This is a genomic window from Streptomyces sp. NPDC059564, from assembly GCF_042735575.1.
In the GTDB taxonomy this organism is placed as follows: Bacteria; Actinomycetota; Actinomycetes; order Streptomycetales; family Streptomycetaceae; genus Streptomyces.
In genome coordinates this window covers 17,334-30,138 of the sequence record NZ_JBHWBP010000069.1, presented here as the reverse complement: position 1 = coordinate 30,138, position 12,805 = coordinate 17,334, and the positions used below count along the sequence as shown (strand labels likewise).

The window sequence follows — 12,805 nt, the reverse complement described above, 5'->3', positions numbered from 1 at the left end:
TACGCCGGCCAGATCGCCTCCGGCGTCCTGCGCGTCGGCGAAGCCGTCACCGTCCTGCCGTCGGGCCGCACCAGCACCATCGAGGCCATCGACGCCCTCGGCCAAGCGGTCGACACCGCCCATGCCCCCCAGTCCGTGACGCTGCGGCTCACCGACGACATCGACGTCTCCCGCGGCGACCTCATCGCCCCCACCGCCGTCGCCCCCGCCCCCACGCACGAGGTCCTCGCCACGGTCTGCCACGTCGCCGACCGGCCCCTCACCGTCGGCCAGCGCGTCCTGCTCAAACACACCACCCGCACCGTCAAGGCGATCGTCAAGGAGATCCCCTCCCGGCTGACCCTGGACGACCTGTCCCAGCACCCGGATCCCGGCCGGCTCGTCGCCAACGACATCGGCCGGGTCGTCGTACGGACCGCCGAACCCCTCGCCCTCGACGCCTACGCCGCCTCCCGCCGCACCGGATGCTTCCTGCTGATCGACCCGGCCGACGGCACCACCCTGACCGCGGGCATGGCGGGCGACGCCTTCACGGAGAACGAATGGACCGTCTGACCATGCCCGCCACACGCCGCACACGCCGCACACGCCCCGCCGCGGCCCTCGTCCTGCTGCTCGCCGCCGCCGTCACCTCCTGCGGCTACGGATCGCAGGCCGACCCGGTCCCGGCCGCGGCGCAGGCGCAGGCCGGGGCGGCGGGCGCGAAGCTCTCGGCGGGCTCCGTGACCCTCGGCTACTTCCCCAACCTCACCCACGCCACCGCCCTGGTCGGCGTACGGGAAGGGCTGATCCAGCGGGAACTGGGCGGCACCGCCCTGAAGACCACCACCTTCAACGCCGGACCGGCCGAGATGGAGGCCCTCAACGCGGGCTCCGTCGACATCGGCTTCATCGGCCCCTCACCCGCGGTCAACGGCTACGTGAAGTCCAGGGGCCAGAACCTGCGGATCGTCTCCGGCTCCGCCTCGGGCGGCGTCAAGCTCGTCGTGAACCCGGACCGGATCAAGACCCTCGACGACGTCAAGGGCAAGAGGATCGCCACCCCGCAGCTCGGCAACACCCAGGACGTGGCCTTCCTCAACTGGGCCGCCGCCCGCGGCTGGAAGGTCGACGCGGCCAGCGGCAAGGGCGACGTGTCCGTCGTCCGCACCAACAACACCATCACCCCCGACGCCTACCGCTCCGGTTCCGTCGACGGCGCCTGGGTGCCCGAGCCGACCGCGTCCAAGCTGGTCGCCGAGGGCGCCACCGTCCTCCTCGACGAGAACGACCTGTGGCCCGACGGGAAGTTCGTCATCACGAACGTCGTCGTCTCGCAGAAGTTCCTCAAGGAGCACCGGGACGTCGTCGAGGCCGTCCTGCGCGGCACCGTCCGGACCAACGAATGGATCAACGCCCACCGCGACGAGGCCAAGGCCTCCGCCAACGCCGCCCTGAAGACCCTCAGCGGCCAGGAGCTGGAGCCCGAGGTCATCGACCGGGCCTGGCCCGGCATCGCCGTCACCGACGACCCGCTCGCCGCCACCCTGGAGGCCCAGGCCGGGCACGCCGTCACGGCCGGCCTGCTGGAGAAGCCCGACCTGACCGGCATCTACGACCTCGGGCCGCTCGACAAGGTCCTCGGTTCCCTGCACAAGCCCCCCGTCACCCCGCCGGGTCCGGGCACCGACGACCAAGGGAGGTGACCCGCGATGGCGACCGTCCTGCTCAACGCGGAGCACACCACGGCCCTCGCACAGGCCGTCCGCATCGAGCACGTCTCGAAGTCCTTCTCCGGCCCGGCCGGAACGCAGCTCGTCCTGGACGACATCAGCCTCGATGTCGCTCCCGGCGAGTTCGTCACCATCCTGGGGGCCTCGGGGTGTGGAAAGTCCACCCTGCTGAACCTGGTCGCGGGCCTGGACACGCCGACCGCCGGAGCCGTCACGACCGAGGGCCGTCCGGCCCTGATGTTCCAGGAGCACGCCCTCTTCCCGTGGCTCACCGCGGGCAAGAACATCGAACTCGCCCTGCGCCTGCGCGGGGTCGCGAAGGCCGACCGCAAGCCGGAGGCCGAGCGGCTGCTGGAGCTGGTCCGGCTCGGCGGCGCGTACGGCAAGCGCGTCCACGAGCTGTCCGGCGGCATGCGCCAGCGCGTCGCCCTGGCCCGCGCCCTCGCCCAGGACAGCCGCCTCCTGCTGATGGACGAGCCCTTCGCGGCCCTCGACGCCATCACCCGCGACGTCCTGCACGGCGAACTCACCCGCATCTGGGCCGAGACAGGGCTGTCCGTCCTCTTCGTCACGCACAACGTCCGCGAGGCCGTCCGCCTCGCCCAGCGCGTCGTCCTGCTCTCCTCCCGCCCCGGCCGGGTCGCGAAGGAATGGACCGTGGGCATCCCGCAGCCGCGCCGCATCGAGGACGCGGACGTCGCGGAGCTGTCCCTTGAGATCACTGAACACCTGCGTGGGGAGATCCGCCGCCATGGCCAGCACTGACACCACCGCGAAGGCCAAGGCCAAGCACGACGACCTGGCGGGCCTGGAGGCGGGCCTCGACGCGCTCGACGCCGTCCAGACGCACCGCACCCCGCTCCGCGAGATCCTCACCAAGAAGGCCCTGCCCCCGCTGCTGGCCGTCGGCCTCGTGCTGGTGGTCTGGCAGATCCTGGTCGCCGCGAAGGTCACCGACGAGAGCAAACTGCCCGCCCCGTCCGCGGTGTGGGACAGCCTGTCCGAGATGTGGCTCAAGGGCACCCTGCTCGAAGTGATCTGGACCAGCGTCTCCCGCGGTCTGCTCGGCTTCCTGCTGGCCCTGGCCATCGGCACGCCGCTCGGCCTGCTCGTCGCCCGCGTCAAGTTCGTGCGCGCCGCGATCGGCCCGATCCTGCAGGGCCTGCAGTCCCTGCCCTCGGTCGCCTGGGTCCCCCCGGCGGTCCTGTGGTTCGGGCTCAACGACGCCATGATGTACACGGTGATCCTGCTGGGCGCCGTCCCCTCGATCGCCAACGGCCTCGTCTCCGGCATCGACCAGATCCCGCCGCTGTTCCTGCGGGCCGGCCGCACCCTGGGCGCGACCGGTCTGCGCGGCGCCCGGCACGTGGTCATGCCGGCCGCGCTGCCCGGCTACCTGGCGGGCCTCAAGCAGGGCTGGGCGTTCTCCTGGCGCTCCCTGATGGCCGCCGAGATCATCGCCAGCTCCCCCGACCTGGGCCTGGGCCTGGGCCAGTTGCTGGAGAACGGCCGCAACAACATCGACCTGCCCGGCGTGTTCCTCGCGATCCTGCTGATCCTCGTGGTCGGCATCGCCATCGACCTGCTGATCTTCAGCCCGGTCGAGCGGTGGGTGCTGCGCAGCCGCGGCCTGCTGGTCAAGAGCTGAGCCGAGTCCCATGTCCCGCGCACTCCTCGTCATCGCCCACGGCAGCCGCGATCCGCGGCACGCGGCGACCGTGCACGCCCTCGTCGGGCGGGCCCGGTCGCTGCGGCCCGGGCTGCGGGTCGAGACCGCCTTCCTCGACTTCAACGGCCCGACCGTCTCGCAGGCCCTCGCCTCCCTGTACCTGTCCGGCGTACGGGAGGTCGTGGCCCTGCCGTTGCTGCTGACGCGGGCCTTCCACGCGAAGGCGGACATCCCGGCGGTGCTCTCGGAGGCCACCACCCGCCTGACCGGGCTGTCGGTGCGGGTGGCGGACGTCCTCGGCCCGTCCCCCCTGCTGGTGGCGGCCCTGGAACGGCGCCTCGCGGAGGCCGGCCTCGGCCTCACCCCGGCGGACCGCGCGCGCACCGGTGTGGTGCTCGCGTCCGCCGGATCCTCAGACCCGGAGGCGATCGCAGTGATCGCTGAAATCGCGCGGGAGTGGCGGCACACCGGTTGGTGCGCCGTGCGGCCTGCGTTCGCCTCCGCTGCCCTCCCCCGTACGGAGGACGCCGTACGGGCCCTGCGCGCCGAGGGCGCCCGGCGGGTGGCGGTGGCCCCGTACGTCATCGCCCCCGGCCGGCTCCCGGACCGCATCGCGGCCGGCGCCGCCGAGTCCGGCGCGGACGTGGTGGCCGAGGTCCTGGGCGCCGCCCCGGAACTCGCCCGGCTCCTGCTGCGCCGCTACGACGCGGCCACTGCCCGGGCCGCGGCGCCGCTCCCGGCCCTCACGGCTTGATCCGCACGAACCGCCTCAGGCGCGGGACGCCGCCTCGTCGGCCAGGGCCGTCAGGTCGCCGATGGACATCGCGCCCGGCGGCAGGCCCTCCCGGGCGAAGATGTTCGCCGCGTGCCGCAGCACGTCGTTGACGGGCGTCGCCACCCCGTGCAGCCGCCCCAGCAGCGAGATCTCGCCGTTGAGGTAGTCGGCCTCCACCGACCCCGTCCCGCGCGCCAGGCTCTGCCACGACGAGCCGCCCCGTACGCCCGCGGGCTGGTCGACCTTGCCGTCGCGGGCCGCCGACTGCTCCGCGTCCGAGGCGTAGGCGATGCCCGCCGCCTCGAAGGCGGCCTTGCCCTCGCGGACCGCCCTCAGCAGGAGCGCCGTCTTCGCCGGGTCAGGTTCGGGCCCGGTGGTCGCCTGGACCGCGTTGCCCAGGTTCCCGAGCAGCTTCGCGTACTTCCACCGCATGACGTCCTCGACGACCGGCGCCTCGAACCCCGCCTTCTCCAGGTCGGCGGCGACCTCCGCGATCCGCCGGTCCGTGCCTCCGGCCGCCTTCCCCAGGTGCAGGATCCCGGTCAGCGGGGCGCACAGCGCCGAGACCACGGCGGGCTCCAGGAAGGTCGCGGGCAGCCAGACGCACACCCCGTACACACGCGCGAAGCGCCGTAGGGCCAGCCGTTCGCTCTCCACGCCGTTCTGCGCGCACAGCAGCGGCAGCCGCTGGGCCGCCGTACCGCCGCCGGCGACCTCGGCGTCTCCCCACGCGTCGAGCGCGGCGATGGCGTCCTGCGTCTTCACGGTGAGCAGCAGCACGTCGTCGGGGCGCAGTTCACCCAGGTCCGCCGGTGCGGTGACCACGGGGAGCCGGTGGAGGCGGGTGCCGTCGGCGGTGGTGAGCCGCAGCCCGTCCGCCCGCAGTGCCTCGGCGTGCGCGCCGCGCGCGACGAGGACGACCTCCCGGCCCGATTCCGCGAGCCGGCCGCCGATGGTCGCGCCGATCGCTCCGGCGCCGATGATGATGTAACGCATGCCCCGAGCCTGGCACACCGTCGGGGCGGGAGTACCGTCGGGCCATGCCGGACACCATTTTCACGTTGGGCGGGGATCTGCCGCTGGGACGCCTCGGACTGGGTACGGGCGGTCTCGTCGGCCCCGGTTACTGGGGTCCGCGCGGCGGCCGCGCCGAGGCCGTGGCCCTGCTGCGCGCCGCCGTCGAGCAGGGGGTGACCCTGATCGACACCGCCGACAACTACGGGCCCGACCTGGCCGAGGAGCTGATCGCCGAAGCCCTGCACCCGTACGGGGAGCGGCTCGTGGTCGCCACCAAGGGCGGGGTGGTGCGGACGGGGCCCGACCAGTGGCACGTGGCGGGCCGGCCCGAGGAGCTGCGCCGGATGTGCGAGGCGAGCCTGCGGCGGCTGCGGGTGGAGCGGATCGGCCTCTACCAGCTGCACCGCTTCGATCCGGCGGTCCCGGCGGCCGAACAGCTGGGCGCGCTCGCGGAGTTGCGGGAGGAAGGCAAGATCCGGCACATCGGCCTGGACACGGTGGGCGCGGAACAGCTGCGGGCGGCGCTGGAGTCGGTGCCGGTGGCCGCGGTGCAGAACCCGTACAACCTGCTGGACCGGTCCTCCGCCGAGGTGCTGGCGCTCTGCGAGGCGCGCGGGATCGCCTTCCTGCCGTACTACCCGCTCGGCAGCGGCGCCCTGGCGCGGGAGTGCGCGGCCGCCGTCGCCGCGGTGGCGGCGGCGCACGGCGCGAGCCCCGGGCAGATCGCGCTGGCCTGGCTGCTGCACCACTCGCCGGTGCTGTGCCCGACGCCGGGCACCGGCTCCCCCGCGCACCTGGCCCAGAACCTGGCCGCGGCGTCGCTCTCGCTGAGCGCGCGGGAGCTGGCCGTACTGGACGCGCTGACGCCGCCGGGCGCGCACGGCCCGAGAACCGGTACGACACCCGACGGGGCCGCGGAGACGACGTGAGGCGCGGCAGCGCCCTCGCCGCCTCGCTGGCCGCGAGCGCCGTGGTCGCCGTGGCCGCCGCCGGCTTCGTCCCGTCGCCCGCCCGGTCCGATCCCGGGGTGGTCCTCACGGGCAAGGTGGTGACGCTGAACGACGCGGGGGACGTCTGGCCGGACGCCCGCCTCTGGATCCGGGCGGGCCGCATCGAAGCCGTCGCCGAGGCGGGCCGTGCGCTGCCGGCGGGCGCGCGGTCCGCCCGGGTCGTCGACACCGGCGGGGTCATCTATCCCGGGCTGATCGATCTGCACAACCATCCCGAGCACGCCGCCTTCCCGCTCCTGCCGGTGCGCAAGGCGTACAAGGACCGGTACGAGTGGCGGTTCTACGACGACGACTACGAACGGCGCATCACCAACCCCTGGTTCGTCCTCTCCAGCCCCGGCTTCTACGACCTCGGCGCGGAGGCCGCCCGGTACGGCGAGTACAAGGCGCTGGCCGGCGGCACGACAGCCGTGCAGGGCGCGAGCGTCGACCCGCCCAGCTCCGCCCCGGGCTGTCTGGTGCGCAACGCCGAGACGGCGGAGGTCGGTCCGCGCCGGGCCGTGAGCCGCGTGGACATCGGCCGGGACGCCGTCGAATGGGCGGATCTGGCCAGGGCGCAGAAGGACGGCCCGCTGGTCCTGCACCTGGCCGAGGGGACCGGTCCGCGGATGGCGGACGAGTACGAGGCCGTCAAGCGGAGCGGGCTGGTGGGCCCGGGACTCATCGCCGTCCAGGGCGTCGGGCTGACGGCGGAGCAGCTGAAGGACATGGCGGCCCGGGGCGCCGCACTCGTCTGGTCGCCGCTGTCGAACTTCCTGCTCTACGGAAGGACCGCCGATGTGGCCGCCGCGAAGGCGGCCGGACTCGGCATCAGCCTGGCTCCCGACTGGGCGCCCTCGGGCAGCAAGTCGGTGCTGGGCGAGCTGAAGGTCGCGGACCTGGTCAACGAGCACCGGCTGAAGGGGCTGTTCACCGACCGCGAGCTGGTCGACATGGTGACGCGGAACCCGGCGCGGGCCCTGGGCTGGGACCGCCGTGCCGGCCGGCTCGCGCGGGGCTACGTGGCCGACCTGGTGGTGATGGACGAGCGGAACGGCGATCCGTACCGCAATCTGATCGAGGCCACCGAGGAGGACGTCCGCCTCGTGTCCGTGCGCGGCGAGATGCTCTACGGAGACCAGCCGGTCATGGCGAAGGCCCGCCCCGCGTCCGACGCCGAACCGGCGGCCCGGTTCGGGGCGGGCCGTACCAAGGTCATGGTGGTGGACTGCCCCGGGACGGCCCTGCCGCCGATGCCCCTCGCCGAGACCAGGGCCCGCCTCCAGCGCGCCCTGGACGTGGATCCGGAGTTCCTGCTGGAGCGGGTGCGGTCGAAGCCGCGGTCCGTGGAACTGATCCTGGCCGAACTCGCCCGCTGCCCGGGCGGCGGCAGCCCGACGGGGCCGCTGACCGCGCAGGACGTCGAGCGCGTCCTGCGCTGCCGCCTGGGCCTGCCCTTCGAGAAGACGACGCTGAGCCCGCTGACCACCCACGAGGACTCGGAGTGGACGGCCCGCCTGCTGGCCAATCCGAACATCCCGGCCTACCTGCGGGCGCTGCCGGATTACTACGAGGGGCGATGAGCGCCTAGGCGCGGGTCAGTTCGACGAGTTTGGCGACGGTGTTCCAGTTGCGGGTGGTGACGTCCAGGCCCTTGACCACGGCCGGTCTGGCGAGGGCCTCGCCCAGTTTGGAGCGGCCCAGGCCGTCCGGCGCGTAGAGGTAGAGGACGCGGTCGCCGACGCGGTACTCCTCCGGGAGGAAGGCGGGGGCGTCGAGCGCGGCGAAGCGCTCGGGGCCGGGCTGTGCGGAGCAGAAGGTCGCGTGGAGCTGCTTGCCCTCCAGTTCGGCGGCCGGGAAGGGGCAGGCCTCGGCGACGGCGCGCAGGTAGTCCCCGTCGACGACCAGACAGGGCACGAAGAACCCGAAGTGGGCCTCGATCGCCGCCTCCAGCGCCCGGGCGAGGGCGACGGGGTCGCCCTCGCCGGAGGTGAAGACGGCGTTGCCGCTCTGCAGGTACGTCTGCACGTCGCCGTGGCCCAGCCCCTCCAGGACGGAGCGCAGCTCCGCCATCGGGACCTTCTTGCTCCCGCCGACGTTGATGCCGCGCAGCAGGGCCGCGTATTTCTTCTTCGTCATGGGCGCACCCTAAGGGCCGCCTCCGACAGTGCCGCCTCGATGAGGCCGGCCGCCCGCCGCGTGCCGCCCTCGGAGGCCATCGCGGCGCGGACGGCCTCGGCGCGGACGGCGACCTCGGGGTCGGCGAGCAGTCCGAGGACGGCCTCGCGCAGGGTCGTCGCGTCGGCCTCCTCCATCGGGACGTGGCGGGCCACGCCGAGGGAGGCCAGCACGTCGGCGTTGCCGAACTGGTCGACGGCCTGGGGGACGGCGACCACGGGGGTGGCGGTGGCGAGGCCCTCCCGGCTGCCGCCCGCGCCCGCGTGGGTGATGCAACCGTATGGGCCCGTACGCCCGTACCGCGCGGGGATGCGAAACTTCGTCGGAGGCGCGAGGGCGCAAGGCCGCACGGCACGAGAGGGCGGGACGAACGGCATGGACGAGGCGCGGGCCAGGGACGTACTGACACAGGCGGGTCTCACCGGTCCGGCCGAGCTGCTCTCCTTCGGCGAGAACGCCGTCTTCGCCCTCGGCGGCCTGGTCGCCAAGGTGGGCCGGGAGGCCGGGCTGCTGGAGCGGGCCCAACGCGAACTGGCGGTGGCCGACTGGCTGTCCGGAGCCGGGATCCCGGCGGTGCGCGCGGCCGAGCCGGAGCCCCGCCTGGTGGACGGCCACCCCGTGACCCTCTGGCACCGGCTGCCCGACGCCGTCCGCGCGGCGGGCCCCGCCGACCTCGCGGCACTGCTGCGCCCGCTGCACGCGCTGCCCGCACCGCCGTTCGTCCTGCCGGCGCGGGACCTGCTGGGCGGCGTCGAGCGCTGGCTGCGGCTGGCCGGCGAGGCCGTCGACCCCGAGGACGCGGCGTACCTGCGGGCCCGGCGCGACGCGTACGCCGACGAGGTGGCCGCGCTCACCCCGCACCTGGCGCCGGGCCCGATCCACGGCGACGCCCTGCCCCGCAACGTCCACGTCGGCCCGGACGGGCCGGTGCTGGTGGACCTGGAAACCGTATCGACCGACCTGCGGGAGCACGACCTGGTGGTCATGGCCCTGTCCCGGGACCGGTACGGGCTGCCCGCCGACGCCTACGCGGCCTTCACCGCCGCGTACGGGTGGGACGTACGGGAGTGGGAGGGGTGCGCGGTCCTGCGCGGCGCCCGCGAAACGGCGAGCTGCGCCTGGGTCTCCCAGCACGCCCCGTCCAACCCCGACGCCCTGTCCGAATTCCGCCGCCGCGTGGCCTCGCTCCGCGACGGCGACACGGAACTGCGCTGGCACCCTTTCTGAGCCCTACGGAGCACCGTGTCGCTTTTCGTCCACCGGATCACCAAGTACGACCCCGCCGACCGCGACGAGCACGGCCACTACACCGGCAGTGAGGACGAGACCAGCGACCACGGTCCGGTCGAGGCCGCCTACCTGCGGGCCGTCGCCGCCTTCGCCGAGGCCACCGGCATCCGCCACCTGACCGTGCGCGAGCCGCAGATCTCCGCCGGGTTCACCCACTTCGGTCTGGAGCCCGCGATCGAGGGCCACGGCCTCGCCGGGCTCTTCCCGCCCGACCTCAGCGGGTACCACGACGGCGCGGAGGTGTCCCTCGACGTCGGCCTGGAGCTGGTCCGGGGCATGCTCCGCGACAACGGCGCATGGTGCAGCCTGGAGGTCGAGGACAGGTTCGCCGTGCACGTCGGATGGGACCAGTACCTCTACGTCGGCAGCGACCGGCCCTGCGGGAGCGCCGTCGCCCTCACCCGGTCCCTGGGGCTCTTCCCGGAGCCGCTGGATGCCTCTCCGTACGCCGACGACTTCGACGAGCCCGGTGTGCAGCGCCCCGCCGACGAGGACTTCTGGGCCCTGGTCCGCCGGTCCGTCGCGACGGGACGGGCGGCGCTGCTGGAGGAGGTGTACGTCTACAACGCCTCCCGCTGGCACCGCCTCGCCGAGGACACCCTCGACGCGGTCCGCGCGCGCCTCACCCCGCGCGCCCAGCTGACCGTCTGGCCGGACCTGTCCACCGACGTGGCCGCCGTCCTCGCCGCCCTCCCCGAGGACGACACGACGGAGATCGTCTGGGAGGACGCGAACGGGGCGATCACCAGCGCCATCGTCGACGACTGCCGCTCCCCGGAACTGGTCTCCCGCCTGTCCGGAGCCCGCGCCGCCGCCGCGCTCCCGCTGACCCTCGACGACCGCCACCCCCTGTTCACCGCCGTCCTCCCCGACCCCGACGGCGTCCTCCGCGCCCGCTGGAGGACCGAACCCACGCCGGCCGACCTGCACTGGGCCGCCGCGCAGGAGCTCCGCAACGGCTGACCGGCTCCGTCAGCGGGCGTGCGGGATGAGGGGCCAGGACGGTTCCACGACTGCCGTCGGATCCGTGGTGCGGCGCAGGTACGCCTGGAGGGAGACGGACTGTTCCGCCGCCGCGCGGACCTGGAGGGCGTGCAGGTCCGCCAGGGGCATCAGGCCTACCGGCCGGTGCCGCTCGCCCAGGCGGCGCACCACCCTGGCGGCGGCCACGGCGTCCGCCCTGGCGTCGTGCGCGTCGTCGAGGGACACCCCGTAGTGGGCGCACAGCGCGTGCAGGGCCCGCTTGCCCTTGCGGTACTTGTCGACGTGCTTGTCGATCACCAGCGGATCGATGACGGGCGACGGTACGCCGCCCAGCCGCTCGCTGACCGACGCGACCCCGTACCGGCGGCACTCGCGGTCGAGCAGCGAGAGGTCGTAGCGGGCGTTCATCACGACCAGCGGACGCCCCGCGCCCAGGCCGTCGGCGACGGCCCGCGCGATCTCCTCGACGGCCTCGGCGGCCGGCACCCCGTGCGCCCGGGCGTGCTCCGTCGAGATGCCGTGGATCGCGGACGCCTGCTCCGGTATCTCCACCCCCGGATCGAGCAGCCAGGTCCGCTCCCGCGAGACGGCGCCGTCCGCGTCCAGCCGTACGACCGCCGCCGTCACGATGCGGTCGGTCTCGACATCGGTCCCCGTGGTCTCCAGGTCGAAGGCCGCCAGCGGCCCGCTGAGCCAGCTCATCGCCCGTCCCCCGCCCCGGCACGCGGCCCGCGCCGCGCACCGGACTCCCCCGGCCCCGCGCCGGTCGTCCCCGGACCGGATCCGGTCCCTGCTCCCCCGTGCCACGCCTCCATGACGCGCCCCTCCCCCGTGTATCGGTCAACGCGTTTCAGCCTGCCACGCGCCACTGACACACCGGCCGCCGGGGGCCCGGCCCCACCTCGGCCCGCCCGGGACGGGGGGCTCAGGACACCGGCCTGGAGTCCTCCCACACCGACTCGAACTCTTCCCGGTACGTCGTGAACAGCCCGTGGTCGGCGTCCTTCGGCACCCCCCGCCCGCCCCCGCGCAGCACCAGCACCGGCGCCTCCATCCCGCGGGCCCGCCGCAGGTAGGACTGCACCACCGCGATCCCCGAGGACTCCCCCTCCACCAGGTAGGCGGTGAAGCGCGGGGTCTCGTCGAAGACGTGGATGTCGAACCGCGAGGGGTCCCTCAGCCCCGCCCGCACCCGGCGCACGTGCAGGATGTTCATCTCCACCGACCGGCTCAGCTCGCCCTTGCGCAGTCCCAGCTCGCGCTCGCGCCGCTTGACCGCGCTGCTCGCCGGGTTCAGGAACAGCAGCCGCACCCGGCAGCCCGCCTCCGACAGCCGGACCAGTCTTCGGCCGGAGAAGTTCTGCACCAGCAGGTTCAGGCCTATACCGATCGCGTCGAGCCGCCGCGCGCCCCCGAACAGGTCCTCGGCCGGAAGCATCCGCTGGAGCCGGACCCGGTCCGGGTGGACCGAGATGACGTCCGCGTACCGGTCCCCGACCAGGTCCTCCACCGCGTCGATCGGCAGCCGGTCCGCTGCCGGGCTGCCCGCTCCCGCGCCCAGCACCTCCAGCAGCCGCGCCGAGGCGCGCTCTGCCTGCTCCAGCACCGGCCGCGACAGCGCCCGGTTGCGGGAGACCACGTTGCGGGTGACCTCCAGCTCGTCGAGGGCCAGCTCGATCTCGCGCCGGTCGTCGAAGTACGGCTCGAAGCAGGGCCAGTGCTGGACCATCAGCTCGCGCAGCTGCGGCAGCGTCAGGAAGCTCAGCACGTTGTCGTCGGCGGGGTCGAGGAGGTAGCCCTTGCGCCGGCTGACCTCGCGGACGGCCACCGCCCGCTGCACCCATTCCTGCCCGGCCGGCCCCGCCGCCGCCACCACCCAGTCGTCGCCGCCGTGCACCGGCTCGTAGACGGGCCGCAGCACCGCTCCGACCACCGACCGCAGCCGCTGCTCGATGAGGTTCAGCCAGATGTACGCACGGCCCGCGCGCTGGGCCCGCGTACGGACCTCGCTCCACGCGTCCGCGCCCCAGTCCAGCTCGGCCCCGGCCCGTACGTCGCCGGCCGCCGGCGGGGCCAGTGACACCGCCCCGGCCGCCACCGCGCCCGCGCCGCCCCCTGGGGCGTCCGCCGGGCCACCCTCGTGACCGCTGTCACCAGGGGGCAGCTCCAGACCTCCCGAGCTCACCCGTGC

At 74.2% G+C, this 12,805-nt stretch carries 12 protein-coding genes and 2 pseudogenes; 9 read left to right on the top strand and 5 right to left on the bottom strand.

All coding sequences use genetic code 11. The features are described from left to right. From ACFV0Q_RS15175 to ACFV0Q_RS15155, 5 genes and pseudogenes are all read left to right on the top strand, one after another. A pseudogene (locus ACFV0Q_RS15175) lies at window positions 1-555 on the top strand (hypothetical protein); the annotation flags it as partial. A 2-nt stretch (window positions 556-557) separates the two neighbouring features. Beyond that, complete coding sequence (locus tag ACFV0Q_RS15170; protein ID WP_385005293.1) at window positions 558-1,685, top strand: aliphatic sulfonate ABC transporter substrate-binding protein; 1,128 nt, start codon at window positions 558-560, stop codon at window positions 1,683-1,685. Between the two features lie 6 nt (window positions 1,686-1,691). Next, entirely contained in the window at window positions 1,692-2,477 is a 786-nt protein-coding gene (locus ACFV0Q_RS15165; protein ID WP_385005291.1) for an ABC transporter ATP-binding protein, read from the top strand. Further along, entirely contained in the window at window positions 2,464-3,360 is an 897-nt protein-coding gene (locus ACFV0Q_RS15160; RefSeq protein ID WP_385005289.1) for an ABC transporter permease, read from the top strand. The genes ACFV0Q_RS15165 and ACFV0Q_RS15160 overlap by 14 nt, the downstream gene beginning before the upstream one ends. Window positions 3,361-3,370: 10 nt before the next feature. Next, entirely contained in the window at window positions 3,371-4,135 is a 765-nt protein-coding gene (locus tag ACFV0Q_RS15155; RefSeq protein ID WP_385005287.1) for a sirohydrochlorin chelatase, read from the top strand. A gap of 15 nt (window positions 4,136-4,150) precedes the next feature. Here ACFV0Q_RS15155 and ACFV0Q_RS15150 read toward each other — a convergent pair whose 3' ends face one another. Further along, the gene (locus ACFV0Q_RS15150; RefSeq protein ID WP_385005285.1) at window positions 4,151-5,152 is read right to left on the bottom strand and encodes a ketopantoate reductase family protein; all 1,002 of its coding nucleotides are present in this window, start codon (window positions 5,150-5,152) and stop codon (window positions 4,151-4,153) included. Window positions 5,153-5,196: 44 nt separating this feature from the next. Between ACFV0Q_RS15150 and ACFV0Q_RS15145 the strand changes: the two genes are divergently transcribed. Beyond that, window positions 5,197-6,102, top strand: coding sequence for an aldo/keto reductase (locus tag ACFV0Q_RS15145; RefSeq protein WP_385005283.1), 906 nt, complete (start codon window positions 5,197-5,199; stop codon window positions 6,100-6,102). Then, on the top strand, window positions 6,099-7,745 hold the full coding sequence (locus ACFV0Q_RS15140; RefSeq protein ID WP_385005281.1) for an amidohydrolase family protein: 1,647 nt from the start codon (window positions 6,099-6,101) through the stop codon (window positions 7,743-7,745). The genes ACFV0Q_RS15145 and ACFV0Q_RS15140 overlap by 4 nt, the downstream gene beginning before the upstream one ends. Window positions 7,746-7,749: 4 nt before the next feature. Here ACFV0Q_RS15140 and ACFV0Q_RS15135 read toward each other — a convergent pair whose 3' ends face one another. Together ACFV0Q_RS15135 and ACFV0Q_RS15130 are read right to left on the bottom strand one after the other, a co-directional pair. After that, a complete protein-coding gene (locus tag ACFV0Q_RS15135) occupies window positions 7,750-8,301 on the bottom strand; it encodes a DUF1697 domain-containing protein (protein WP_385005279.1) in 552 nt (183 codons plus the stop codon). Beyond that, a pseudogene (locus ACFV0Q_RS15130) lies at window positions 8,298-8,612 on the bottom strand (glycosyltransferase); the annotation flags it as partial. The pseudogene ACFV0Q_RS15130 and the gene ACFV0Q_RS15135, both read right to left, overlap by 4 nt. Window positions 8,613-8,715: 103 nt before the next feature. Here ACFV0Q_RS15130 and ACFV0Q_RS15125 point away from each other — a divergent pair. Beyond that, on the top strand, window positions 8,716-9,567 hold the full coding sequence (locus ACFV0Q_RS15125; RefSeq protein WP_385005277.1) for a phosphotransferase: 852 nt from the start codon (window positions 8,716-8,718) through the stop codon (window positions 9,565-9,567). A 15-nt stretch (window positions 9,568-9,582) separates the two neighbouring features. Continuing rightward, window positions 9,583-10,593: an RNA-binding protein gene (locus tag ACFV0Q_RS15120; RefSeq protein ID WP_385005275.1), complete on the top strand. Its 1,011-nt coding sequence runs from the start codon at window positions 9,583-9,585 to the stop codon at window positions 10,591-10,593. A 9-nt stretch (window positions 10,594-10,602) separates the two neighbouring features. Here the strand turns inward: ACFV0Q_RS15120 and ACFV0Q_RS15115 are convergent, their stop codons facing one another. Beyond that, window positions 10,603-11,316, bottom strand: a complete 714-nt coding sequence (locus tag ACFV0Q_RS15115; protein WP_385005273.1) for a 3'-5' exonuclease — start codon at window positions 11,314-11,316, stop codon at window positions 10,603-10,605. A 223-nt stretch (window positions 11,317-11,539) separates the two neighbouring features. After that, window positions 11,540-12,799 carry an SAV2148 family HEPN domain-containing protein gene (locus ACFV0Q_RS15110; RefSeq protein WP_385005271.1) on the bottom strand — a complete coding sequence of 420 codons (1,260 nt, stop codon included), beginning with the start codon at window positions 12,797-12,799 and terminating at the stop codon, window positions 11,540-11,542. Window positions 12,800-12,805 lie beyond the last annotated feature (6 nt).